Below are 26890 nucleotides of genomic sequence, written 5' to 3' on the forward strand. Positions count from 1 at the left end.
TTTCTCCCCCTAATGTTTTGGAGGAAAATTATGGCTAAAAAGAAAAAATCAGTTTGGGAAGTCTATCTTCGTCCCAACACCTTAACAAAAGAAAACGACCGCGACTGTATTGCGGACGTTCATGCTCACGCCGCAACTCAGCGTAACGAGGACATTGCAGAGCTCATCACAAAGGAGCGCACCGAGTTCCGCAAGGAAACCATCATCAACATCCTCAACATGCGCGACAAGGCGGTTAAAGACCTTATCCAAGAGGGCATAAGTTTTATGGACGGCTTGGTGCAAATAAGCCCGCGCGTGTCGGGGGTATGGGCAACCGAAAACGCCCCCTACGACGAAAAGGTTCATAAGCGCACGGTAGACCTTGTGCCGACGGCGGACTTACGCACGGTGCTTGACGCAATCGGCGTAAAGGTAATGGGTGCAAAAGAAGAAAGCGCCCGCATTACCGCAATCACCGACACGGCCACCGGCTTAAACGACGGTACGCTCACCATAGGAGATGACATCATCATCGAAGGCAACAAGCTTAAAATCGACGAAACCGACGCATCTCAAGGCGTCTTTTTCCGCCTTGCGGACGGCACCGAGCACAAAGTAACCCGCCGCCTCTCGGTAAACAACCCGAGCCAAATAATCGCCCGCGTACCCGCTGCGGTACCGGCGGGAAAGGTTACGGTAATAATACGGACAAAGTACTCGGGTACCTCCGTTCCATTAAAAACCGTAAAAGAAATGCAATTTAAGCTTCCCTGCACTGCAAAAGCGTAGCAGCCGATCTATCAAAGCCTCTTTGTACACCCTATCAAAGAGGCTTTACATATCCGCTCAGCACTCCGTTTATCAAAATATCGGTTTCATAATCATATTCAGCCTGTAACATATTGGTTCTTATAAAGCCTCAATTTCTTCTTTGCTTAAGCCCGTGGCTTGCACTATTTTTGCAGTAGAATCGCCGAGCTGTTTTAATATCTTTGCCGTTTCAATTTTGGTTTGGTAAGCACCTTGTTCAATGCCAATCATTAGGCTTTCTTGTCTTTGTACCGCGATATCGGTGTCATAATCGTATTCGGCCAGTAACATATTGATTACCTCCTTAGTTTTGCGTTTTAGATAATCTTTCAAAATATTATTTGCTATACATTCTTCAACGGCTTTTTGAAAACCGTTTTGAGAATCCTGTTTTTTCCATCTTCGTACCGTTTCTACGAATAACGTATACTCATACATCGTTTTGCAGTTTTCCAGTACCGGATGGCGGTTTTCCTTATTTATATTTATTACCTTTACAGTTAATTCAAGGCTCGGTTCTTCTGTCTTTTCTATAAAGGCATCCGAGAGGTTTAGAGTTTTATCGGAAGGATAGGCTTCCTCTCCATTATAAAAGACATAAAACTCCGGTGTCGGAATTTTTAGGAGGTTACGGCTGTATTTTTCTTTTGATTCAAAGATAGTTTCGTACAGGCGGCTTACATATTCAAGGCAGCGCAAAGGCATGTTAGGATTAATTGTTGACTGATGTTCGGCAAGCACTATAATTTTATTGTCTACGAGATACGACACATCATTATAAAAAGTCATATAGAGAACTTGGGTAAGCCTTATATTTTCTACGGGACAGGACAGCGGTAGATTCGTACCGTGCAAGGCGTTATAGAGCGATAAAAAGTTTTCTTTTGCCCGTTCGTCTTCTGCGAACAAATCGACAAAAACAGAGTCTTTGTAGCTGCGTTTGTGTTTAGACATTTTCTGCACCTCCTTATCTGTTATTATACCACAATTTTACGGATTTACAAATGCCCTAGCACCCGATAATGGTATCTATTCCCCTTAGATAGCTTTATCTAATATCCTTAGATAAGGTTATCTATACTCCTTAGATAGCCTTATCTATTCCCCATAGACAGCTCTATCTATAATGCTTTTTATTTATAAAACGTAAATTTAAATACGGCACCGTTTTCGTTGTAAGCGCAAAGGGTACCGTTGTTTTTTTCGGCAATGGATTTTGCGATGTTTAAACCTAAGCCGAAACCCTTGGAATCGGGAGTTTTATAAAAGCGGTTAAAGACGGAACGCAAGGCTTCTTTTTGAATACCGCTCCCGTCATCTTTAAAGATAACTTCCGTGTAAAGGGGCGTTTCGTTAAAAAAGACGTTTACAGTATTTCCTTTTGAAAGATAGGAAGCTGCATTTTTAAAAATGTTCATAAAGGCTTCGGTTATCCAATAATAGTCGGCACTTATAAGGATACCGGAAGATTCGATATGAACGGCAATGCCTTTTTGTTCAAAAAGATGTTCGCAAGCCTCATAAGCTTCAAAACAAGCTTCATAAACGGAAACAGGTTCTTTTTTCATCGGCACGGTTCCGGATTCAAGGCTTGCCGAATGAAGCAGCCTTTCGGTAAGCTCATTTAAGCGGTGCAGCGGAGAATTATCTGCGGACGGGCTTGAGTTTTCCAAAGAAAGGAGCATTGCCGTAATGGGTGTTTTTATTTGATGGGCTATATCTTCAAGATTTTTTTGAAATCTAAGCTTTTCGGCTTGAGCATTTTCCCGTTCAAAAATGAGTTCGGTATACAGCTTGTAAAGCCTATCGTAAAGAAGCCCCCCGTTTTTAGGAATCAGTTTTCCCTCTCCTTTTTCAAGGGAATCAAGGTAAGAGGCGATGTTGTCCGTTTCTTTTTTATTCTGCCGCCTGTAAAAAAAATATTCCAAAAGAAAGGCACTCAAAATCAAAACAAAGACGGCACAGAGCATAAGATAAAAAAAGGAGTAGTCCTCCCTATACATGAGTTTTTCAAGGAGTTCCGTTTTTATGTCTTCCGTCCGTATGCTCTCCGTCTTTATTTTTTGCAGGGCTTCAATCTTTTTCTCGTCGGGAAGATATTGTAATACGGCGGAAAGAGAAGCCGTATATTTTGCCTGAAAGTTTTTGTAAGCAAAAAAACTGAGAGCCGTCAAAATGCAAAAATAAACGGCAAAGCGTATTTTTAAGCCGTTCATGTTAACCCTTCCATCTGTAGCCTATTCCTCTTACGGTTTCTATCTTTGAGCTGCCTATCTTGTTTTTAAGGCGGCCCATCGTAACGGTCAGCGTGTTATCTTCGACAAATGCCTCGTCCTTATCCCAAATATGTTCCAAGATAAGGCTGCGCGTTAAAACCGTACTCGAGTTATTTAAAAAAAGGCTCATTATTTGATATTCTTTTTTTGTTAATATAATTTCCTTTTTATCGATGAGTATTATAGGCTCTCCGTTTTTTATATTCAAATAAATATCCTGATTATTGTTCCGGCGTAAAATTGCGTTTATCCGCGCTTTAAGCACATTGAGGCTGAAAGGCTTTGTTACATAGTCGCAAGCGCCCTCTTCCAAGGCCCTGACAATCGTTTGCTCATCATCTTGAACCGAAATAACTATGCAAGCCGATTTTATTTTCGGGATAAGCGGTAAAGAAGATTCTCTGCCAAGGTTTAAATCGAGGAGTACAATATCGGAATCAAGATAGGGCAAAGCCTCTTTTATCGAGGCGGCTTCCGCAATATCGAAATCCGCCTTAAAAAAAGTTTTTATCTCTTTTCGTATCGCATCATCGTCTTCAATTATAAGGAGAGTCATAAGTTTTTACTCTTTTTCAAACCTTGATTTTTCTGCCAATTTGCGTATATTTTTATTTGCATCGTATTGTATTTCACGGTATATATTGGAATCGGCAATACCATGTTCCATCATTTTTTCGAGCACCTGTCCGCGACATATTGAACACTTTGTTTTGTGATAGAGTAAGCGTAGAATATACTTAAAGATATCGTGTTTTGCCAACTCTTCCGACTCCAAAACGGAGTCAACAATATCTTCAATATCGTACATACCGCAGTTATCAAGCAGTTCAAGCAGTTTCCATTCCTTATCTTCAGAATAAAATTGTACGCAAATTTTTAAAAAACCGGTTGCTGTGTTTTCATCGTAACGTTCAAGCAAAAAATCATATACATCGGGATTATGCATGAGAACGAGGGCTTCAACAAGGTTTGTACGGTATTCTCCGTCTTGAATCGAGTCAAAGGAATCGAATAAGGCTTGGAGCGGTACCTGTATACATTTCTTCGGAAATAAACGGATCAGTCTTTTTTTTAGTACCTCATCCGCTCCGATAAAACAACCGGAAAGTTTTTTTATATCCTCATCGCTTGCCTGCCTGTTTATCCAACGTCGAATGCGCGGAAGTTCCGCTCTTTCTTTGAAATCCGGTTTTTGTAATGTTAAAATAACTTCCTCTGCCGTATAAGTTTGAACCTCTCTCGGCGAGTGTTCCCGTTTTGTTTGGGCTATGCTCAAGTAGCGGTATATAGCAGGGTCGTGTTCTTCTTGAAGCATTGCCGTTATTGTTTCAGTATCGTAACCCGTATAGTCTTGGACACATAGGTTGTAAAAATAATATCCTGCAAATTCTTCTATATCCTTATCTTCAATATGAGAGCCGAAATAGCGGGCAAGATATACGACAGCTTCATACTTATCAAGTTTTATAAGTTCATCTATACCGATTATATAAAAAGGTAGCTTTTTTTTTGCATAGTATTCGAACTTTTTATACAAGGCATTTTTTTCAAAGCGTCCGTCCTGTGCCAGCCTGACAGCAAAATTAAATACTTGCTCATCACCCCTATCATCCGAATCCATTTTATTAAAATATGCAATAACCCTGCTGTCAACCTTTTTTCTTTCAGGGTACAACTCCAATAAATCGTATACATAATCGGAACGGCTTCCTTCAAAAGATGGACCGAAAGCTTTATTTTCGATAATATTTTGGTAAAAAATATCTTCTACAATTTCAGAGGGCTGAATACATTTATTTTGAAGCAAAATATACGGAACACCTGTTCCTTTTTCCAATTCCTGTTCAAAAACAGTTATCATAAATCCTTACTCTTTCCTTACCAGTTCTCCCCGCTCTTCAAGTTCCGTTAAAATGCGGGCATAGTTTTTTTCGTCGATTTTATAGCGGAGGCGGTATAAAATGTAGCTGCCGACAATGCAAAAAAGAGGAAAGACGAGCATGGCGCTTTTCATCATCAAAAGGCCTTCTTTTGTAACCTCGGCGGCGGATGAAGCTTCTTTGATTCCCGAAAGGATGACGACTGCGCTTACGATGCCGTTTCCGATAGCTCCCGAAAGCTTATTGATAAAGGGCTGAATCGAAAACGAAATACTGTCATTCCGCTTGCCCAGCTTCCAATGGCCGTAGTCAACGCAGTCGGCAAGGAACATGAGCATCATAAGCTGAATAAAGGCTTGACCCACAAAGAGCAAAACGCCCGAAATGCCTATAAAAAGCATGGTATTTGTAGGAGCAAAAAAGAAGATGAGGTAGCCCGCCAAAACCATTATTATCGAAGCCGTATATATGTTCTGCCTTACAAAAAATTTACTTAAAAGCGGAAAAATGATTAGGGCTGAAATTTGGGAAAGGCCGAGAATAACCGCAAATACGGAGTACATACCTTCATCGCCGTAAGCGTACTTAAAAAAGTAAAGGCCGAAACTTGTTGTAGTCATGTAGCCTATCATAAAGAGGGTCATGGCTATTGCCGTCAAAAGGAGCTGGTCGTTTTTTACGATAACGCTTAAAAGTTCTTTTAGGGAGGTATGTTTTTGAGGCTTTGTTATTTCGGGCTCTTTTACTCCGATTAAGGTTATGATTTGACCGAGCCACATAATCACGGTAACCATAATTGCAAAGAAAAAATATCCCTTGGCAAGGCTTCCCGTCTTATTGCCCAAAGCGGTTGTAAGGGGCACTATTCCTGCAACAACAAAGAAAAGCCCCACATTTGCACAAATACGGGCAATAGCGCCTATTTTTTCCCTTTCCTTTTGATCCACACTTAAAGAAGGAAGCATCGACCAATAGCTTATATCGTTTGTCGTATAAGTCATGCCCCATAAAAGATAGATAATACCGAAAATGGCAGCATAGGCCCCGCCCTTAATCCCGAAATCGGTAAAAAGAAGGATTGTTAAAATCCCCGAGGTCAGGGCACCGAAGGCTATCCAAGGCTTAAACTTTCCGTACTTGGTCTTGGTATTATCTACTATCAAGCCCATAATCGGGTCATTACAGGCATCAAAAATGCGGGCTGCAAGGACAATAACCGTAATGCTCCACAATACGTTTGTAGGAACATAGATTACATCTGTCATGTAAAAAATAAGATACATGCTTATCAATGAGTAAACCATATCGCGTCCTATAGTACCCAGACCGAAGGTCCATCTATTTTTGTTCATACTTCCTCCAAAGTTAAGCATAAACAGTATAGCACAATTTTTAAGGATGTGCAAAGTAAATTTAAGATTAAAACTATAGTATTATTATTAAAAATAAGTTATAATCTATAATAGTATGAAAAAAATTTTAAGATATGTTTTGCTTCTAAGCTGTTTCTTTTTTTTAAGTGTTTCTCTCCCGGCAGAACAAATGTATTCCCCTTCATGGGGCTATGCACTTGACCTCCCTGAAGATTTCGTTTTAGTCAATAGAGAAGGAAATGAAAGATATCTTTTTCAGCATGCAATCCTTCCCGTTGACCTGCAAATAGCCTTGTATGAAGAGCCTCAATTTAAAAACATAAAAGAAGCTGCCGAACATATTTTTAAGCAGTTAAAAATGACTCATAAGGATGTTCCTTTTATATGGAGGAATAAGGAGGCTCTTTTATCGTCCGTTTCCTTTTTATATTCTCCTTCCGAAAAATATAAGCCGAAAGAGCTTTCAGGCTGGGTTTTAACCCTTGCGCTCCCCAATAAAACCGGCTGGCTCGTGCTTCTTACCTACACCGACAAGGATAAGGCCAAGGAGTGTGAAAACCTTATGATTTCTTCCCTGGATACCGTTTATACCGATACGATGTCTTATTTTGAGCCGGGGCCGGTTACAACAGCCCTATATACTAAAACAAAAGAAAAAACTCTCGATTATGTTTTTAACAATAAAAACATATCCTTTACGATAGATGAATCGGATGCTCAAGCAAACCAATCGGTGATTGACAGGGAATTTTCAATTTTGACTATGTATTTAAATCACGATAATTTAATCGCAGCTTGGCAGCGATTTTATAAGGTAATTTTTAGAGATGCTTGGAGCCGTATAGCACCTGCTTCCTTTGCAGTCTACACTTCAATCTTTGACGAAAACAACCAAAGCGGCTTTGCAGAAAAAGCGGCAAAGGAACTTCTCTTTTTAGTTCAAAATTTTAATTACGAAAGAGACAGAAAGGGAAGCGATTTTATGAATCTCCCTCAAGCCCTTGCAGAAAAGAGAGGAGACTGCGACAGCAGGGCTCTTCTTATGGTACTCATGTTAAAACAGATGAACATAGATGCAGTTCTTTTGGTTTCACCGAATAAGTCACATGCCATAGCCGCAGTAGAATGTCAGGGAAGCGGAACCTGTTTTACTCATAACGGCAGAGATTACCTGGGCTGCGAAACTACAGCCCATGTTCCAATCGGTGAAATAGCCGATGAGATAGCTGCTCCCGAAAACTGGTTTCCCGTTGAGTTTTACGTAATAGAAGACCTTGAATCAAATTAATCTCAAGGCAGACAAAAGCCGAAGGCTTTTAATTCTGCACGGCAAATCCATAGCTATCCCAGACTCACTATCGTCTTTCCGGAGCCGCCTTCCTCGGGCTTTGCAAAGCGGAAGTCTTTGACATAGGGACTTCTTTTTAAAAAATCGTGAGATAATTCTTGAAGAATTCCGTGGCCTTTTCCGTGAATAATAGCAAATTCCGTAATGCCGTGCACCAAGACTAGATCCATCTGATCCTGCAAGGCCTTTTGAGCTTCTTCAGCCCTCATCCCTAAGAGGCGGAGCTCAAAAGAAGGGCGTGAGGCCGGGGCACTTGTGTCGCTTATAAGGCTTACAATGGGTTTAGAAAGTTTAAGCTTTTCTTGATTTTCACAAATCTCCATATCGTCCTCCGAAATAGTAAGTTTTAAGTTATCTACGGCAACCAGCCACTTACCTTTTTTTTCTTCACGGATAAGTTCACCGTTACGGCGGAGGCTTTTAATTATAATGCGGGTACCTTCTTGCAGTTTGGAATTTTGAGGAGCCTTGTTTTTTTCTTTTGAAGTATGAAGCCTTTCGTCTATTTGCGATTGCTCAAGTTTTAGAGCCTCATGTTCTTTGCCCAAGTCTTTTTCAAAATCGTCAATCCATTTTTTAACGCTTAAAGTTTTTTCGCGGCTTAGTTCACCCTCTCTAAGTTCACGGACAAGGTTTTCAAGAAATTTTCTTTTTTCTTCAAAAAAAAGATCAAGCCTTTTTATTCCGTCCCGTTTTAGTTCCAATTCTTTTTGCTTTAATTGAAGCTCCTTTAAATCGGAGCGGCGCCTATCCTCTTTTAGTTTTAATTCTTCTTCTTTTTTTTGAAGTTCGAATTCGTTTAGGTCTTCATGCTTTTGAATGAGCCCCTTTATAAGATCGGAAACATCGGCCCTGTTGTTACCCAAATAGGTATGAGCTTTTTCGATTATATGTTCGGGAAGGCCGTTCCGTTTGGCTATGTCGACTGCATGACTTTCACCAGGAACTCCCATGAGAATCCGATAGGTTGGACTCAAGGTGTTTTGATTAAATTCGACTGAGGCGTTTACACAAGAATCCTTGCTGTAGCCGTAATTTTTTAAGGCCCCATGATGGGTGGTAACAAAGACAAAGGCTTTCTTTTCTAAAAGATCGTCAAGAACGGCCATGGCAATTGCACAGCCTTCTTGCGGATCAGTACCGCTTCCAAGCTCATCAAGAATGATAAGACTTTTATCCCCTGCCCGCCTTATAATCTCTGAAACATTTTTCATGTGAGCCGAAAAGGTAGAAAGGGATTGGTCCATTGACTGCTCATCTCCTATGTCGCAGGCTATAAAATCAAAGTAAGGGAGACGGGTCAAGGGCCCTGCAGGGAGGGGCCAACCTGTTTGGTTTATAAGAGCGAAGAGGGCTGCCGTTTTTAAGCTTACGGTTTTTCCTCCGGTATTAGGCCCTGTTATAATAAGTACCCTGTCATCCTTAGATAGTTTTAAATCTATAGGAACTGCCGATTTTCCAAGCAGGGGATGGCGGGCTTGATGAAGATAAAAGGAGATGCCGCCGTCATTTTCAGAGTGAGAATTTTTAGCGATGCTGCCTGCAAAGACACAATTATTGGAATGTGCCCAGCGGGAAGCGGCTGCAATACAGTCCAATTTTGTAATTGCCTCACAGGCTTCTTTTATTTCTTCGGTATGCTCTGCAATTTGAGAAGTCAATTCTTGTAAAAGCCTCAAGAGTTCCCGCTCGTATTCGGCATGGGCTGCAATCAAGTCATTATTTTTTACAACTATTTCTTCAGGCTCAAGATAAAAGGTTTGCCCCGATTGAGAATACTCATGAATTATTCCGGGGATTCTTCCTTTAAAGTTGGATCTTACGGCTATAACCTGTCTTCCGTCCTTTACTGTAGGGAGATTGGATTGAAGCATCTGGCGGGTTGCATCGTTTGTAAAATAGTTCCGCATAGTTTTATCTATGTCGTCCTCTATGGAACGTATCTTGCTTTTTATTGCCCGCAATGAAGGAAGATCCTGCAATTCTCCGTTTTCATCTATAAAAGAAAATACCAGCTTTTTTAAATGGAGCATATCGGGTATTTTTTTTACAAAGGAAACAATCGAGTTTTCATTCGGCTCTTCATTTTCCAAAAAAGGGCTCAACCATTCGTGTAAAGAAGAAACGGACAAGGCCAAAAGCCCGACCGAATAAACGCCTTCGATATCAAGGGCAGCCCCTTCAATATCGATACCCTCAAGAAAGGGAAGAACAGGAGGGCGGTATTTAATCGAAGGAGCCTTATATGCCCTTAAAAGATTTAAAAAATCTATCCCTAATTTTTTTTCTTCTTCTATTCTTTTTGTATCCGTGTCAGGATTCTTTTTTAAACAAAATTCTTTTCCTTCATCCGTTACACAATATGATGCAATAATTTCTCTTATCCTCGAAAACTGTAAAACTTCCAGCGTATGCTCAGTCATAAATCCTTCCTAATATTTTTTTACCGTTTCTTGTAATTCTTTATTTATAAGCTCAAAACTCGTGTACCTATCCTTATGAATATCTCCCTTTTTTAAGGCTTCTAAAAGGGCGCAGCCTGGTTCATGGGTATGGGTGCAGGAAAGGCCGAATTTACATGAGCCTATTAGTTTTTCCATTTCGGGGAAATATAGGCCCGTATCCTCAGGCTCGATGCCGTAAATTGCAAAGTTCCTCACACCGGGTGTATCGATTATGTTTATCGAATGTTCTTTGCCCTTTGAGGTAAGGGCTCTTATTTTAAAGTATTCTCCCTGAGTTGTAGTGTGAGTACCTCTGTCATACTTATCGGAGATTGCAGAGGTTTTTAAATTTAAATCGGGGGCTATAAAATTTAAGAGGGTACTCTTCCCCACTCCGGATTGTCCGACAAGGGCAGAAGTTTTAGCCGAGAGGGTCTCTATTAAGTTGTCCATTCCCCTGCCCTCCTTTGCCGAAACTTCAATCGTCTTATAGCCCAGCCTTTTCCAATCTTCCATCCTATCTCTTACATCATCAGCTATTTTTAGATCGCACTTGTTTAACACAATTAAAACCGGAATCTTTTGAATCTCGGCCTGCACTAAGATCCTGTCTACAAAGCGCGGACGGAAGGGAGGATTTGCGGCAGAGGCAACACAAACAAGGAGGTCGATATTTGCGGCTAAAAGCTGAGGCATATTCAGTTTTTGGTTTAAACGCAAAAAAGAATTTTTTCTTTCGATCAAGCCTGTTACCAAACCCTCATCTTCCGAGTGAGTATCGGGCTCAATGTTTACAAGGTCGCCTGCAGCAAGAGGATTATAGTAAAGAGCAGAATCTTTTAAGATCTTTCCCTTAATGGAACAGTTTCTTAATTTTCCGTCTTCACATTCAACAAAAAAAATATTATTAGATCCTTTTAAAACCAATCCCTTCATTTTAAAAATACCCTAAAACCATACCAAAAAGATCCGCATAAGCGGAATATTTTTTTGTATTTTCTTCAGTTTTTTCCGAGGTGATATAAAAAATATCTTTTTGAATATTTTTTAATTTTGAGTTCTCTTTCTTTAATTTTTGAGGAGGAGATATTTTTAGTGCCCGGTTTACAACCCCGTCCAATGAGTCCACAATCCTTATATCCGGTTCACAGACGGCCTTAAACTCATCCCTCAAGTGTAAAAAATGAGTACAGCCTAGGACTGCCGTATCGGTTCCTGCCGATTTAAAAAACTCAACCGCAGGCCGGATTGCAGCCTTTTTATCTTCTTCACTTCCCGAAAGCAGGGAGTTTTCTATTTTGCTGACCAAAACCGAATCGGCACGCATAAAAAATTTACAATCAGCTCCGAACTCGTCAATGAGGTTTTGAACATAGATATCGTTTACAGTTCTTTCGGTTGCAAGGACGGCTATCTTTTTATTTTTACTTGCCAAGACTGCGGGCTTTATGGCAGGAACCGTGCCCACAAAAGGAATATCGAATTTTTCCCGCAGATGCGAAAGAGCCGAAACGGTCATCGTATTACAGGCTATTATTATAACCGAAGGTCTCAGCTCTTCGATTATTTTTTTTACAAGATTTTGCGTATACTCTATTACCTCTTCAAGTGTTTTTTCCCCATAAGGAAAATGTTTTGTGTCTGCAACGTAGGCACAAGAACTTTGAGGCTCAATTTCTTTTAAGTGCCTTAGATAAGGCAGGCCTCCTATGCCTGAGTCGATAAAAACATATTGAATATTTTTTTCTTTTGTCAAATTTTCTCCCCCAAAAATTATCTTAAAAAACTTACCTTAAAATCCAGTTTATTTTTACTCCGTTCTTTTCCATACGCCTAAACCAAGTTTCCTGCCTCTTTGCAAATTGACAAATAGCACGGTAAAGAGAATCAAGGTATTCTTCTTTCTTTTCTATTTTGCCTTGAAGATATTGGGCGGTAAATTTATATTCAAGTCCCAAACTTTCAAGCCTTTCCCAGGAAAAACCGGCTTTGTGAAGGCTTTCAGTTTCTTCGATCATTCCGTCATTTATGCGTTGAATCAGTCTAAGCCTTATTCTTTCCCTTAAAATTTCCCGAGAATATTTAAGGCCTATTATAAGGGGGCGGATATCGGGGCGGCTTGCGTTTAGTATCTCGACTGCATCGGGATGAGTCTTTTTATATTCGGCAATTTCAATAGCCCGAATAAGACGATCCATGTTTTCAAGGTCGGTTTTATTATGCATCGGAACTTTGTATTCAAAAAAAACTTTTTGTAAGCTCTCCAAATTCTTACCGGCCAAGGACACCCTCAGTTCTTCATTTTTCGGAACAGGAATTAGCTCATACTCCCTTATAAGGGCATCGAGATAAAGCCCCGTTCCTCCGGCAAAAATCGGAAGTTTTTTTCTCCTTTTTATATCCTCAAAGGCTCTGTAAGCATCATTTTGAAAATCGAAGACATTGTACTCCCTTTCCAAGGTACAAATATCGATTAAGTGATAGGGTACCTCTCCATACTCGTCCAAGTCCTTTCCTGTACCGAGATCAAGGCCCTTATAAACCTGCCTTGAATCGACAGAAATAATTTCGCCGTCAAGTTCCCTTGCAAGACCCACGGCATAGGAGGTCTTTCCCGTTGCTGTAGCGCCCAGAATGACCATTGAATTATACTTATCGGATAAGGACTTAAAGTCAAGGCTCATAAATAAAAACTATAGTCTGTTCCTGATAACGTTTAGCACTACCCCCAGAAAACATATACCGCCGCAGACAAAAATATGCATGTTAACGGATTTGGCTAAATACCAATTTGCGAGAGCGTAAGAGCCTAAAAAGGTAAAAACTATAAAAGAAATAAAAGCAATCAGATACACCGCAAAATCGCTGGCGATGGTTAAGTTGGCTGCTAAAACATAGTATAAAAAATCAAAAATAAGTATTGCACCTATTATTATCAGAAGGAAAAAAATAATCTCGTTAGAATCGGGGACATTGATATTTCTGTAAAATAAGTAGGCAAAAACCGAGCTGAAAATACCGAAAAGAGCCGATAAACTATTACTTAACACATCTTCAGAAAGAGAAAATGAAATTAAGAAGAAAAATCCCAATCCGAAAAAGGCGTGTAAGAAAAAGTATTGAAGGAAAAAACGCCATAAGTGAGAGCTCAAATAAGACGAAATCTGTAATCCCGAAAAAGGAAAAAATGAAACTATAATCAACGAGACTAATCCGCCCAATATGCCGAATAAGAAGGCTGCAAAATTACCTCCTCTTTCTCTTGAAAACAAGGCATAAAGCAAGAAAACTAAGGGTAACACTAAAATCAAAACAAAATCCATGAGTGGTATTTTATCACAAAAATGTCAATATATCAAGTATTTTTGAATAATTGCTCTTTACAAATATATTTTTTAAATGTATACTGCTTAGATATGACAATTGCAGGAAGAAATAGGGCGCGCCTCGTGGCCATATCGATTGTAAGTCTGATTCTCTTATTATCGCTGATTTCGTTTACAGGCATAGTTTTTTCAGGGAATATCGATAATTATGCCGTATTGATGAGTATTTTAGCCTTTCCAATTTTATCGCTTACCTTCTTAATTTTTGTATATTTTACCTTTAAAAAGACTCATGCAATCGAAGTATCCTTTTTTGCCATGTTTACAATATGTATAAGTTTTGAAAGTTTAAGACTTATTTTCCCTCTCTATAATTTTTCAAACATAGTCATGGAAGCTGTTGCAAACCTTTCAAGATTGGTATATTTTTTCAGATTAGCCGGAATTATGTCTCTTTTTATGGCCGGAATTTTTGCCAATAAGGTAATCAGCCGAAAAATAGCCTCCGTTTTCTTTTTTATCTTTTTTATATCTTTTTTGGTATGCTTGACCATGCCTATCAACAACTTTTATATAAATCGGCACTTCTTATCCGACACAAAAGCCGGACACTCTTATATATACCTATTTTTAATCATAGCAATACTGGCCTGTTTAAACTACTTTTTTGTATATATAACAAAAAATATCAAAGAATACCTATTTGCAACCATTTCTTTAATCGGATCTTTAATCGGCTATTATATTCTTATTTACGCCTCATCCTATTATTTATTGAGTATAGGTCTTACACTTTTTGTCGCAGGAAATATAAGCTTTATAAAAAACATTCACAGCTACCATCTATGGCAATAGAAACAAAAAATAATAAAAATGAGTATTGATTTTTAGTCCATTATGATGTATGCTTAATTTATGGCAATTAAATTTTACTCACTCGGTGCTGCAGAAGAAGTTACCGGATCTAAACACATTCTTGAAGTTGACGGGCATAAATATTTGATAGACTGCGGAGCGTTTCAGGGAAAAAGAGCTGAAGCAGACAAAAAAAACAGGGATTTTAATGTTCCTGCTTCTGAATTGGAAGCCGTCATTTTAACCCATGCACATTACGACCATTGCGGTTTGTTACCATTACTTGGAAAACATGGATTTAACGGAAATATATATGCAACTCCGGCCACCAGAGATATAGCTAATCTTGTTATGATGGATTCTGCGAGGATTCAAGCCAGAGACAGGGAATATTTATCTAAACAAGCTGCAAAAAAAGGAGAAAGTTTTAAGTGGGTTCCTCTTTTTGATGAAAAAGACGTAATTCAAACCGTCAATCAGTTTGTAACAATATCTTATCACCGGCCTACATGGATAGGTCCGAATGTTCAGCTGGAATTCTATGATGCGGGTCATATTTTAGGTTCGGCAATGGCTGTAATTACCGCAAAGGATTCTGAAGGAAAAGAAGTAAAAATAGCCTTTACCGGAGACCTGGGCCGAAAAAATAAGGCTATCATCCGAGATCCTGACATTATTCCGCCTGTAGACTATATAGTAATTGAAAGCACATACGGTAATAGGCGCCATGAAGAAACAGACAATGCTTTAAAACTCCTTGCCGAAAAAACAAAGGAGCTTGTAGAAAACAAGGGAAAGATGATAATTCCGGCCTTTGCCGTCGAAAGAACCCAGGAAATTGTCTATTATTTTCACCTATTGGTAGATAAAAAAATAATTCCGGACATTCCTATCTATGTAGATTCGCCTATGGCAGTAAACGCAACGAGTATTTTTCAGGTTCATCCAGAATGTTATGATGCAGAAACACATGAAGCTTTTTTGACGCACCATAAAAATCCTTTCGGCTTTAACTCCCTCAAATTTATAACGAGTGTATCCGAGTCCAAGGACTTAAACAATATTGACGGGCCCATGGTTATAATAAGTGCAGACGGCATGTGCGAATTCGGCCGAATAACCCACCATCTTGCAAACAATATCGAAAAGCCTTCAACAAAAATAATGTTGGTAGGTTTTATGGCAGAAGATACCCTCGGCCGCCGTCTTCAAAACAGAGAACAAGAAGTAAAAATTTTCGGAGAATGGCATCAGGTGAGAGCCGAAATTTTGCAGATAAATGCTTTCAGTGCTCATGCAGATTATTTTGAAGCCGAACAGTGGCTCGACTCATTGGAAAATCCCAAACTTAAGACAATCTTCTTGGTTCACGGGGAGCCCAAAGCTCAAAGCTATTTTACCCAATATCTAAACGAAAACGGTTACAAGGATGTAAAAACGGTAAAATACGGCGAAACTTATAATTTGGACTAACATATGAAAAGAATAATAACAGGCTTTCACACAATAGATGAGATTTTAAGAGCCGAAAAACTTAAAATCGAAAAAGAAAAGAACACTGAGTCAAGCCTCGAAATTTTTTACTCGAAAGAGGGCCCGCGAGTAAAGAAAATTTTAGAGACTGCACATAAATTAAATATAAAGATTGAAAAAAAAGAGGCAGGGTTTCTTGATTCTCTTACCAAGGCCTTGCCGGAACAGTTAAGGAATCATAGGGGAATTGTTCTTATAGCAGAGGCTGAAAATCAAAAAAAAGGAATGAGCATCGATGAGCTTTTTGCAAAACTTGCAGAAAAGGACTCAGCCTTTGTTGTAATGCTGGATTCCGTTACAGACCCTCACAACACAGGTTCCATCATACGGAGCGCAGACCAGTTCGGTATTGACGGAATCATAGTTCCCGAAAATAAAAGCGCCGGAGGTTTTGAAATTATCGGCAAGGTAAGTGCAGGAGCTTCTGCATGGGTTCCCTATGTCGAGGCAACTAATTTGGTTAGAACTGCGGAAAGATTGAAAAAGGAAGGGTTTTGGATTTACGGTGCCGATGCAGGAGGCAAATCTCTCCCCGATATCGACTTCCCCAAAAAGACGGCCCTCATTATGGGCAGCGAAGGAAAAGGTATGAGCCGTCTCGTAGAAGCAACATGCGATGAGATAGTATCCATTCCTACTCATGGAAAACTTGACAGCCTAAATGTCTCCGTCGCAGCCGGTATTCTATTATATGAGATAAGCAGAAAAAAAGAAAAATAAAACATAAGCCTTTTACAACAAAAATAAAAAAGCCCTGACAAGAAATCTTAATTTTCTGTCAGGGCTTAAGTATTAAAACTTTAGAGCTTTTTAATTCTTAGAAGCTATAACCTTTTTTACGGCGTCACCAAGAGGCATTTCATCCTCAGTCCTATTCGTCATATCCTTTAATCTGACTTTATAATTTTTCATATCCCTATCAAATTCTTCTACACAAGAATCTTTAGTTAAGAAAAGGCCCCATCTGATATCCTTTTTTTCGGCATAGGCGTACTGATGGTTCATCTTTTTAGGTTCGGGATAAACTTCGGAATTGATTTTTTGTGTTTCCAAAAAGTTCGATATCTTGTAAGAAAGAATTTGACTATCTTCGGGTAAAGAAAAAATAAGAAGGTCGGTAAAGCTTGCCTTTGTTTTTGGGTGTTCCAACTGTTCAAGAGCGGCCAATAATCTGTCAAGCCCGATGGAGGCTCCTACGCCGGTAATACTTTCTTTCATGTAAAGGCCTGTCAGGTTATCGTATCTTCCTCCTGAACAAATTGAGCCTATTGACGGTAAATCGGTTAAAAATGTTTCAAATACAACACCTGTATAGTAATCCAAGCCTCTTGTAATTGAAGGATCAAAAACTATAGAATCTTCTATTCCGACAGCTTTCACCAAGGAATAGATATCCTTAATCCGCTTTGTATCTTCACTTGCACCTCCGGCTAGAGCTTCAAGATGCAAAAGAGTTTTTTCAAAATCTTCACTTTTTAGTTCCTTGTTAGCACCGGAAATATAATCCAATATTTTTTTTGCTTTTTCTTCAGAGCTTAATTCGCTAAGAAGTTTTAAAACTTCACTCTCCCCTACTTTAGCAAGTTTATCCACAATCCTTAAAATTTCTTCGCTGTCGCCGGAAAGATTCAAAGATTGTAAAAAGCGGTTAAATACACCCCTATGGGAAACATGGATTTTAAAATTAGAAACACCTAACTCGTTTAAAGATTTTTTGATAAGCCGTAAAATTTCAAAATCAACTGCAGCAGTATCAGAACCTAAAATATCAAAATCGCATTGCAAAAATTCCCGATAACGGCCTGCCTGAGGTTTTTCTCCGCGCCAAACCTTTCCTAAATGATAACGCTTAAACGGAAAATATATTTCGTTTCTATGTTCGGCAATAAAACGGGCCAAGGGAACAGTTAAGTCAAAGCGCATAGCAACATCCCGTCCGCCGTTATCATTAAAACGAAAAACCTGCTTTTCGGTTTCTCCTCCGCTCTTTCTCAAAAGAATCTCAGAATATTCCAAAGCGGGAGTGTCGATGGGTACAAAACCGTAATCTCTAAAAATCTTTACCAGCTTTTCCATAAGAAGAGCTCTTTCTATTTCATCTGCAGGAAGAAAATCTCTAAAGCCCTTTAAAACTTTCGGTTGTATTAAATCACTCATAAATCTATTTTACAATATTTTTTTAGATTGGGCAAGGGTTATACTACACCGCCAATATTTATCTCTCCTTATAATTTTTTTCTATCCAATTACGGTACTCACCGGAGCGGACATTTTCTATCCAATCTTTATTATTTAAATACCAGTCAACAGTATTTTCAAGCCCTGTTTCAAAATCAAAATTGCGTTTCCAGTTAAGTTCTTTTTTTATTTTTGTACAGTCAATGGCATATCGGCGGTCATGGCCGAGCCTATCTGTTACATGGCTAATGGTTTTCCTTGCAGTTTCTTCGCTAAGTCCTGCTTTTTTGCAAACAATTTGAATGAGTTTATTTAAAAGTTTTATATTTTCCCATTCATTTTCTCCGCCGATATTATAGGTTTCACCGGTCTTTCCTTTTTTTAAGATGAGCCTGACAGCCTCATTATGATCTTCGACATGAATCCAATCTCTAATCTGTTTGCCGTCACCGTAAACGGGAAGATTTTTACCTTCAAGCATATTTAAAATCATCAACGGAATCAACTTTTCCGGGAACTGAAAAGGTCCGTAATTATTGGAGCAATTTGAAATTGTAACAGGAAGTCCGTAAGTATGGAAGTAAGCCTTTACCAAGTGATCACTGGATGCCTTACTTGCAGAATAAGGAGAGCGAGGATCATAGGCTGTTGTTTCTTCAAAAAGACCTTGATGTCCCAATGAACCGTAAACCTCATCAGTACTTATATGATGAAAAAGAACATCATCACGCATTGTCCCGTCAGAATTTTTCCAAAATTGCTTGGCTGTTTCCAAAAGGTTAAATGTACCTAAAACATTTGTCTTTAAAAAAACCTCAGGCCCCAAAATAGAACGGTCTACATGACTTTCGGCTGCAAAATTAACAACAGTATCTATATTATATTCGGTAAAAATCTTATTTATGATTTCTTTATCGCAGATGTTTCCGTGAATAAAAAAGTAACGGGAGCCTCCGAATTCGGATTCAACATCGGCAAGACTTGCGGCATTGCCTGCATAGGTAATAGCATCAAGGTTGATGACTCGGCCCTTAAAATCGGTTTCCTTTTTTAATAAGGTTCTGATAAAATTGGAGCCGATAAAACCGGCTCCGCCTGTTACCAAAATATTTTGTAGATTTCGCATTTAGATTAACTCCTTAACCTAACAATTTTCTGCAATGTATTTTAGATAATCTCCATACTCATTATTATAAGACGAAGATAAATTTAAAAGCTGAGTCTTTGAAATCCATTTTTGTAAATATGCTATTTCTTCTATACATGAGACATACATTCCCTGCCTCTTCTGAATTGTTGCAATAAAATTTGAGGCTTCTAAAAGACCGTCATAAGTTCCCGTATCGAGCCATGCCATACCTCGGCCTAGTTTTTCCACTCTCAATTTACCCATATCCAGATAAGCATTATTTACGGATGTAATTTCAATCTCGCCTCTGGCCGAAGGTTTTACCGATTTTGCAATCTTGATTACTTCATTATCATAAAAATACAAGCCCGGAATTGCATAATTTGATTTTGGATTTTGAGGTTTCTCTTCGATAGTCAAAACATTTCCTTCATCATCAAAATCAACTACACCGTAAGCTCTTGGATCCTTAACATAATAACCGAAAATTAAGGCTCCGCCGTTGTCTTTTATGGATAAAACAGCATCCGTCAAGGTACTGCTAAAACCTCGCCCATAAAAGATATTATCGCCCAAAACTAGGGCACAAGAATCGGAACCGATGAATTTTTCACCGACTATAAAGGCATCAGCAAGACCTCGAGGTCTATCTTGGACGGCATACTCAAACTTCATACCCAGCCAATTGCCGTTACCGAAAAGCTCCTTAAAAAGCCCTATGTCTCTAGGTGTAGAGATAATTAAGACCTCGCGTATACCGGCAAGCATCATAACCGACAAGGGATAATAAATCATTGGTTTATCATACATTGGTAAAATTTGTTTTGAAACAGCCTTGGTAAGCGGATACAAACGGGTTCCTGCACCGCCTGCTAAAATTATAGCTTTCATAAATACCCCCTATCAAAAAATTGATGATATAGGAACATATAACACGTTTCTACTCGGTATGAAAAACATGATCTTGAACCTTATCAATAAATTCATACCTTACTGTGTTACTTAGACCATCAGGCAAGGAAACCGGAGGCTTAAACCCGGTTTTTAAAATATTTACAGAATCAAAAAGAGTATCGGCACAGAATTTTTTTACCCTGATTGAGCTTATCGATAACTTTTTTCCTGTTATTTTTGCAAGTAAGTCAAAGCAAAGCCCGCCGAAATAGCCCAACCAATAAGGCCAGTGGAAAATTTTATGATTAGGACTTCCTAGAATTTTATAAACTTCATTAGTAAGAGAGTTCATATCAAAGTCAGGTTTATCGATATAATTAAATAAGTGTTCACCGCTTCCATTAGCTAAACAAAACTCGATAAAAGCTGCCACATTTTCAACATAGGCCATTGATTTTTTATTTTTTCCTTTACCAACAAAGGGAAAAAAACCTGAACTGATTTGCCTTAATAGATTGTAAACATTTCCTCTATTCTGCTCTCCGAAAACAACAGTCGGTCTGATTATGGTAAGCGAGTTTCCTTTACCGGTTTCAAGCCATTCACGGTATTTTCCTTCGGCAAGCCACTTGGTTCTGCCGTAATCATTAAAATAATTTATCTCACCCATTTCATTTGTATTAAGGGGAGCGAAACCATAAACGGCAACGGAGCTTGTAAAAATAATTTTTTTGATCCCCAACTCAGAGCAAACCTTGCATACATTTTCGGCACCGGCAACATTTACTTCATCATAGAGGCTCTTAGGCTCAACATCATCCCTATGTTCTGCCGCCAAATTAATAACACAATCAAAATCGGAAGATAATTCTTTTTTTAAAAAATCAACATCTCTTACATCAGCAAAGACTCTAAATTCAGGGTAATACTTACTATCCTGCTTATCGAGAATTTTAATTTTATGACCGGAGAATAAAAGTCTCTTTGTCAATCTTGTTCCTATAAAACCGGAACCGCCTATTATTGCTATGTGCATTTATTTTAACCCTTTGCTATTTCTTTGTATAAATTACGATAATTTTTCCACATAATATCTAAAGTAAAAAAATTCGAAAACTTCTCAAATGAAGCTCTTTCCATTTTAGACTTCTTTTCATTATCTTGCAAGATATTACTTATTGCCTTAACGGCATCTTCATCAGTTTCAATCAATAATCCGTTTGTATTATCTACAAGCTCAGGAATTCCGCCAACATTAGATGCAACAATAGCTTTTTTTTGAGCCATAGCTTCAATAATAGTCATTGGAAGACCTTCATAGTTGCTAAATAAGACAAAAAGATCACAGTACGGCAAAAGGCCTGATGCATTAGGACAATCTCCAAGCAATAAAACATTGGAAGGGATTGAAAACTCTTTTTTTATCTCTTCCATCGATTTTTCGGCAGAACCGCCTGCCCAAACAAAAAGATAATCCTTCATGGCAGGATCTGAAGCAACAGATAAAAAGCTTTGAAACTTTTTTGGATATGCGATACGAGCAATGGTTATAATGACTTTTTTATATTTTACACTACCAAAGTTAAAATTTGGTATTTTTTTTGGAATTCTGATACCGTTATGAATTGTCAAAACCTTAAATTTAATTTTTTCATTATATAAATTCCTTTGATCATACTTAGACACCGAAACTATAGCGCCACATAATCTTTGCAATAATCGCTCTAAAGGTAAAAAAAATCTATGGTGTAACCGTATAGAGTCAAATCCATGAACAGTATAAACTATATTTTTTCTATATTTTCTCCCTGCAAGACGACCAAGAACACCAGCCTTACTGGAATGAAGATGAATGATATCCGGAGAAAATTTATTAATTACATTCTTTAACTCAAAATAACATTTAAAATCAGGTAAAAACCTAATAGGTTTTACCATATTTTTTATTTTAAACTTGATAACAGAAGAAGATAAATTATCCCAAAGATACCCATCTTCCATTGAAGCTACAGCAACGGTATTTCCTTCACTAGACGTCATATTTGCCAACGAAATACATACGGTTTGAGCTCCGCCGAGTTCTGTATTGGTAATTATGTGTAAGATTTTCATGGTTACATCTATTTATTTTTTTTATATCTAATAAATCTATTAAAAAATCCAAATACGCCTACTTCTTGAATAATACATACTATATGCAATGGAGCAAAAATAATATGTGTCAGTATACTACCAATTTTAGGAATAAAATATTGACAGTATCTTATATATTTTTTTCTTAAAGGAGGTGTCCAACTAGCATCAAAATGATGAATCGTATGTGTATTAGAAGTAATCGTAATTTTACCGGTTCTGGCATCCTTAGGATTAAAATAATCAGGAGTGTATATGTGAATATTTTTAACTATTTGAATATTATTCTTTTTAGTTAATCCATATTGCCTTAGTATATCCGTCACACGTATCACTACAGTAGTAAGATCCATTTTACCATTTGGTTTTATAAAAAAAGATTTTCGATAGGATTCTAATATTTCAAAATATAAAGGTTCGTTAGGAGGAGCAGCTATACCCAATCCACTTGCTACATCACCTATTTTTTCCATGCCAAAAAAAGCTCCGGTTTCAATAATTTTATCAATGGGTTTAATAATTTCAACATCAGTATCAAAATAAATTCCGCCATAAGTATATAAAATATCGAATCTAGCATAATCACTTACAAAAGCATACTTTTTTGCTTGATAAGCTTGAGCCGTATACGGTATTTTATTTACATCATAATTATCTTCATTCCATTCTCTAATCTCATATTCTGGACAGAATTTTTTCCATGATTCAATACACTTGAGAGCCGTTTCAGGTAAGGGGTTCCCTCCAAACCAGCAATAATGAATTACCTTTGGAATCATTTTATCTATCCGCTTTTCCTGTAAATAATTCATTTCAACTCCTAATGGCTCCAATTTTTAGGTTCATATACATTATCTTTAACAAAAGCCCAATCATGCTCAGAAACTTTAAACTTAGTCATCTCAAGCTCCTTATCAGCCTGCCAGCCTCCGCCTATCATAATCTTTGCAGGGCTTTTAAGTTGGCTATCCTTAAAAAGCATTCCTGTAAAAGGATTTTTTTGTAATTTTTCATCCAAGTCTTTAACCGTTAAAAACGGAATATCGGCCAAGGTCATAAAAGTATTATCTATCCTAAGATTGCCATCAGAGTTAAAATCCTTCATCATCATAAGCGGAATCAGTTCTTCAGGTCTAAAACCCGTACCGGTAAAATCTTTTAAAAAACTCATATCCCTAGTCTTCATAGAATATCTACCGTGATCACCCACAATTATTATACGACTGTTATCATAGCAATCATTTTCTTTTAAAAACCTAAAAAACTTTGCACACTCTTCATGGGCTAAATAATTTGCATAAAAATGCTCAGCCGTATATTCGTTTAAACAATAATTATCGGCTAAAGGAATTAGAAATTCCAGTCCTAATATTTTAATATCGGATTGTTTAGGAGGTTCATGTGTTATATTGTTTACAATTATATTAATGCAATTTTTATCTTCGACAAATTCAACTTCTTCCTCTATATTTTGAAGAGCAGAATAAGAATCGATAAAAGGCATTTTAATATATTGCGGTAACATAGCATTTGCATAATTACCTCGGGAATAAAAAACTCTTCTTATTTCCGAAGGAAAAATTCTAAAAAAAGAAAAATATAACATATCACGGCGTACACCGGATAGACTTGCATTATTCTGCGAAAATTTTAAGTTTTTTAATAACCGCTGACTATATTTTCCCGGATAGTCAATATTTTGTGCAATCATATCATATTTATCAAAAACAGATAAATCCGGCTCCCAAGAATAATTAAGCCAAGGAGGATCAGTAAAGCTGACATTCCAACCATTTTCACTAAAAAGCTTAGGGAGTACACTTAAAGCTTCATTATGCTTATCAACCAGCAATTCCGAATAGCGTTTATTGAGATTATCGGGTGTATATTCATATCCGCCGAATAATGAAGGTGTACTCATATTTGTACTGATACCGAATGCGATGGTATTTTTAAACAAAGTAAATCCAGTATATTCTTTTTTTACAAAGTCATTATTTTCAAAAACTGGATCAATAAAAAAATTCATTGAACGGTCAAGCATAAGGATAAAAATATTTTTTCCGGTTTTAGATATTCGATAGGGTTTCTTTTCAATATTATCATACGCTATATAATTTAGAGTACGATTATATTCTTTATGAATAGTTATAAACGAAAAACTTACTACAATTAAAAAGCTTATAATAATTATCGTTAATATTGGTATTAAAAATTTTACAAATCTTGAATATATAAAATAGATTACAATAATGCCTACTACACATAAAGACAGTATATTCAATATAAAGTATGTGACACTATGATATAACCTATCGACATCTTCAAAAACAAGAAAGTGATTTATATCCCCATAATTACCTGTAAAAATAAAAGCATTTATTAATGCTCCGAACAAAGCAAAAATTGCTATATGTAAAAAATACTGTTGAACTTTTCTTGAAAAGAGTTTATATAAACATATAAGCCAAAATAATATTCCTACACTTTGTATAACCGTATAATAAAGGATCCCTAAGGGATTTGTAAAATTATCAAAATTAGCAAATTCTTGAGGAGAAGTGGCAATCGTTGTAGAGGGAATAACAAGTCCAACAAAAATAAGAAAAGCAGAAACAGCCGATAAAAAAATATAAAATCTTTTTTTATCATTATCAAAAATAGATATCTTTTGTTTACTTTCAAAATATAAAAACAATCTTTTTACAAAGGGAAATATCAAAAGAAGAACTGTAAAACCAACAGATATAAATATAGGTTTTCTCTTACCGGCACTCAAAGCAATTACTATAGTTAAAACTACTGCAACTACAGCCGCAATAATAAACCAAGTTTTTGCACTCAATCTTACCCTATAAAAAATATTTTTAAATAATGAAAAAAGATTATTTAGCGTCCAGTACAAAACCAATCCCGATGGTGAATCATATAGTAATATCAAAAATAAAAAAGCAGTCACATACAGGGTAAGCTTATCTTTTAACTCCAATCCTCTTGTATACACGGCAGAGGCAGCAAGATTTATTACCGTCATTAATATAGGCAAAAGATTCAATGAAACAGCACCTACATTAACCAATTTATCAGGAGAACCTAAATCATTTAAAAATAAAAAAGAAGATTCTTTTAATGCAGGCAGCTCCGATAAAAGTTGATATGCTGCTATAAAAAAGGGGATCTGTATAAATAGGGCAAAAAGACTCCTTAGTGCATACAAGGGATGATAACTATTTTGTCTATAATATGCTGACAATATCATGTACTGCTCATCACCTTTAAACACAGACTTGATATCCTTTACCTTAGGTTTCATTCTTTTTTGAATAAACCGCTCTTTTTCCTGCCACTTTTCAGCTACATTATAAATCGGCAAAGTTATTAAATTTATTCCTAAACTTAAAATAATTATTGATAACCCTATGTAATCTTGCGTTATATTATTTGCTATAAATAATATAAACTCTACAAACATATATACTGGATAAATAAAAATTGTATACAAAAAATTCAGCATGTTTTTTTAAGCTCCATTAAAAATTCATACGCCTTTTCTCCTGCGAGTCCTCTATTTTGCCATGCAGTATCTTTAGCTTTTAATCTGTTTTCTTTTAAGGCAGAGCTTTCACAAGTTTCCTGAATAATTTTTTTTATATCGCTGAAGTCTGTAGATTTTAACTCCCGTCCTATATCTTTTAGTACGGAAAACTTCCACGGAAGCTCTTTTAAATCTCCTGAATCATAAGGCCGATGATCAAATTCGTTATTACAGTATAAGAATGGTTTATCAAATAAAAAGGAATAATCAAATATAACGCTCGAAAAATCGGAAATCATTATATCGGCTTTTGAAAGAGAGGCAATATTTTCAGGTTCATAATCCCAAGAAAGGTTATCATTTATTTTGTATTTTTCTTCTAATTTTTTTAGCATGCCGGCCTCGGTAGTCTTACTTTGAGGATGGGGACGCACAATAATATTCCAGCCGGTTTCTACAAGAGGAGTAAGAAGTTTTTCTCCATACTTGGAAAGAATACCGTTCGTCCCCCATGAAGGTGCTATCAAAACGGTAAAACCCTCATTTTTTTGAGGCAAGTTCTTTAATTTTTCATTAAGCACATCCAAGTAAGGACAGCCTACTACACATAGTTCTTTTTTATTTATACCTCGCAAATCTTCAAGCTCTCTTATTCCCTGCATCTGATACTCGCCTGATAAAAGAACCGAATCAAAGTAATCGAGACCGAAGAGTCTGTAACTTGTAGCATCATCAAGGGCATGAAGAATATGGCTGTAATGCTTTACTTTTTTAGATCTCTTTAATTGATATACATCCAATCCCGGCGTAGTCATTAAACAGATATCAGCCTCTAACATATTAAGGCGGGCAAAGGCCTTATTCCCTTTTCCTATATACTCAGGTTTTATATATTCGTAATTCTGCAAAAAAACAGGATCATCTTCAGATGAGGTGTAAAAAATCACCTTTACCTTATTCTTTTCAAATTCATTACATATAGGAGCAAATACATTCCAATACTGTTTGCCCTCAGAGTAAAAAACAAAACCAGTTTTACTTTCGTTAAATTTTGTTTTATCCTTATAGATTAAAACTTTTAATCTTATTATAGCCGTTTTTGTCAAAAAATATAGAGTTGTAATTAGTCCTATTACAATAGAAAAAAGAATACTACCCGTGCCCGGATCAATATATAACAATGGAAGCATAATA

Annotated in this window: 23 protein-coding genes; 5 read left to right on the forward strand and 18 right to left on the reverse strand. The window is 37.2% G+C overall.

What is annotated here, in order from left to right; translation table 11 throughout:
• Positions 1-30 precede the first annotated feature (30 nt).
• Positions 31-771, forward strand: coding sequence for a DUF4469 domain-containing protein (locus tag E4O01_RS06195; protein WP_253694907.1), 741 nt, complete (start codon positions 31-33; stop codon positions 769-771).
• Positions 772-891: 120 nt separating this feature from the next.
• On the opposite strand, the gene E4O01_RS06200 is transcribed toward E4O01_RS06195, so the two are convergent.
• From E4O01_RS06200 to E4O01_RS06220, 5 genes are all read right to left on the reverse strand, one after another.
• Entirely contained in the window at positions 892-1746 is an 855-nt protein-coding gene (locus tag E4O01_RS06200; protein WP_253694908.1) for an Rpn family recombination-promoting nuclease/putative transposase, read from the reverse strand.
• A gap of 179 nt (positions 1747-1925) precedes the next feature.
• Positions 1926-3008 (reverse strand): sensor histidine kinase, encoded by a 1083-nt coding sequence (locus E4O01_RS06205; RefSeq protein ID WP_253694909.1) that lies wholly within the window; start codon positions 3006-3008, stop codon positions 1926-1928.
• A 1-nt stretch (position 3009) separates the two neighbouring features.
• Positions 3010-3624, reverse strand: coding sequence for a response regulator transcription factor (locus E4O01_RS06210; protein ID WP_253694910.1), 615 nt, complete (start codon positions 3622-3624; stop codon positions 3010-3012).
• Between the two features lie 6 nt (positions 3625-3630).
• On the reverse strand, positions 3631-4929 hold the full coding sequence (locus tag E4O01_RS06215) for a hypothetical protein (RefSeq protein ID WP_253694911.1): 1299 nt from the start codon (positions 4927-4929) through the stop codon (positions 3631-3633).
• 6 nt (positions 4930-4935) lie between these two features.
• Positions 4936-6300, reverse strand: coding sequence for a glycoside-pentoside-hexuronide (GPH):cation symporter (locus E4O01_RS06220; RefSeq protein ID WP_253694912.1), 1365 nt, complete (start codon positions 6298-6300; stop codon positions 4936-4938).
• A 190-nt stretch (positions 6301-6490) separates the two neighbouring features.
• On the opposite strand from E4O01_RS06220, the gene E4O01_RS06225 reads away from it, so the two are divergent.
• Positions 6491-7609 carry a transglutaminase-like domain-containing protein gene (locus E4O01_RS06225; protein WP_253694913.1) on the forward strand — a complete coding sequence of 373 codons (1119 nt, stop codon included), beginning with the start codon at positions 6491-6493 and terminating at the stop codon, positions 7607-7609.
• Between the two features lie 53 nt (positions 7610-7662).
• On the opposite strand, the gene E4O01_RS06230 is transcribed toward E4O01_RS06225, so the two are convergent.
• Genes E4O01_RS06230 through E4O01_RS06250 form a run of 5 tightly spaced genes read right to left on the reverse strand, consistent with a single transcriptional unit; the run spans position 7663 to position 13415 of the window.
• Positions 7663-10092, reverse strand: coding sequence for an endonuclease MutS2 (locus E4O01_RS06230; RefSeq protein ID WP_253694914.1), 2430 nt, complete (start codon positions 10090-10092; stop codon positions 7663-7665).
• 9 nt (positions 10093-10101) lie between these two features.
• Complete coding sequence (gene rsgA / locus E4O01_RS06235) at positions 10102-11049, reverse strand: ribosome small subunit-dependent GTPase A (protein ID WP_253694915.1); 948 nt, start codon at positions 11047-11049, stop codon at positions 10102-10104.
• A gap of 1 nt (position 11050) precedes the next feature.
• Positions 11051-11869, reverse strand: a complete 819-nt coding sequence (murI, locus tag E4O01_RS06240) for a glutamate racemase (RefSeq protein WP_253694916.1) — start codon at positions 11867-11869, stop codon at positions 11051-11053.
• 31 nt (positions 11870-11900) lie between these two features.
• Positions 11901-12797, reverse strand: a complete 897-nt coding sequence (gene miaA, locus E4O01_RS06245; RefSeq protein WP_253694917.1) for a tRNA (adenosine(37)-N6)-dimethylallyltransferase MiaA — start codon at positions 12795-12797, stop codon at positions 11901-11903.
• Positions 12798-12806: 9 nt separating this feature from the next.
• Positions 12807-13415, reverse strand: a complete 609-nt coding sequence (locus E4O01_RS06250) for a hypothetical protein (RefSeq protein WP_253695187.1) — start codon at positions 13413-13415, stop codon at positions 12807-12809.
• Positions 13416-13562: 147 nt separating this feature from the next.
• Between E4O01_RS06250 and E4O01_RS06255 the strand changes: the two genes are divergently transcribed.
• Genes E4O01_RS06255 through rlmB form a run of 3 tightly spaced genes read left to right on the forward strand, consistent with a single transcriptional unit; the run spans position 13563 to position 16547 of the window.
• A complete protein-coding gene (locus E4O01_RS06255) occupies positions 13563-14294 on the forward strand; it encodes a hypothetical protein (protein WP_253694918.1) in 732 nt (243 codons plus the stop codon).
• A 60-nt stretch (positions 14295-14354) separates the two neighbouring features.
• A complete protein-coding gene (locus E4O01_RS06260; protein WP_253694919.1) occupies positions 14355-15767 on the forward strand; it encodes an MBL fold metallo-hydrolase RNA specificity domain-containing protein in 1413 nt (470 codons plus the stop codon).
• A 3-nt stretch (positions 15768-15770) separates the two neighbouring features.
• Positions 15771-16547 carry a 23S rRNA (guanosine(2251)-2'-O)-methyltransferase RlmB gene (gene rlmB / locus E4O01_RS06265; RefSeq protein ID WP_253694920.1) on the forward strand — a complete coding sequence of 259 codons (777 nt, stop codon included), beginning with the start codon at positions 15771-15773 and terminating at the stop codon, positions 16545-16547.
• A gap of 90 nt (positions 16548-16637) precedes the next feature.
• On the opposite strand, the gene hisS is transcribed toward rlmB, so the two are convergent.
• The 8 genes from hisS to E4O01_RS06305 are packed head-to-tail and all read right to left on the reverse strand — an operon-like array spanning position 16638 to position 26886.
• Entirely contained in the window at positions 16638-17984 is a 1347-nt protein-coding gene (hisS, locus tag E4O01_RS06270; protein ID WP_253694921.1) for a histidine--tRNA ligase, read from the reverse strand.
• Between the two features lie 58 nt (positions 17985-18042).
• Positions 18043-19131, reverse strand: coding sequence for a dTDP-glucose 4,6-dehydratase (gene rfbB, locus E4O01_RS06275; RefSeq protein WP_253694922.1), 1089 nt, complete (start codon positions 19129-19131; stop codon positions 18043-18045).
• Between the two features lie 18 nt (positions 19132-19149).
• On the reverse strand, positions 19150-20025 hold the full coding sequence (gene rfbA, locus E4O01_RS06280) for a glucose-1-phosphate thymidylyltransferase RfbA (RefSeq protein WP_253694923.1): 876 nt from the start codon (positions 20023-20025) through the stop codon (positions 19150-19152).
• Positions 20026-20074: 49 nt separating this feature from the next.
• Positions 20075-21064: an NAD-dependent epimerase/dehydratase family protein gene (locus E4O01_RS06285; protein WP_253694924.1), complete on the reverse strand. Its 990-nt coding sequence runs from the start codon at positions 21062-21064 to the stop codon at positions 20075-20077.
• A gap of 5 nt (positions 21065-21069) precedes the next feature.
• The gene (locus tag E4O01_RS06290; protein WP_253694925.1) at positions 21070-22140 is read right to left on the reverse strand and encodes a glycosyltransferase; all 1071 of its coding nucleotides are present in this window, start codon (positions 22138-22140) and stop codon (positions 21070-21072) included.
• Between the two features lie 8 nt (positions 22141-22148).
• Entirely contained in the window at positions 22149-22973 is an 825-nt protein-coding gene (locus E4O01_RS06295; RefSeq protein ID WP_253694926.1) for a glycosyltransferase family 32 protein, read from the reverse strand.
• Between the two features lie 8 nt (positions 22974-22981).
• Positions 22982-25675: a YidC/Oxa1 family membrane protein insertase gene (locus E4O01_RS06300; RefSeq protein ID WP_253694927.1), complete on the reverse strand. Its 2694-nt coding sequence runs from the start codon at positions 25673-25675 to the stop codon at positions 22982-22984.
• Positions 25669-26886 carry a CDP-glycerol glycerophosphotransferase family protein gene (locus E4O01_RS06305; RefSeq protein WP_253694928.1) on the reverse strand — a complete coding sequence of 406 codons (1218 nt, stop codon included), beginning with the start codon at positions 26884-26886 and terminating at the stop codon, positions 25669-25671. Before E4O01_RS06305 ends, E4O01_RS06300 begins: the two co-directional genes overlap by 7 nt.
• Positions 26887-26890: the final 4 nt, after the last annotated feature.

Source organism: Treponema sp. OMZ 790 (assembly GCF_024181285.1).
Taxonomy (GTDB): domain Bacteria; phylum Spirochaetota; class Spirochaetia; order Treponematales; family Treponemataceae; genus Treponema_B.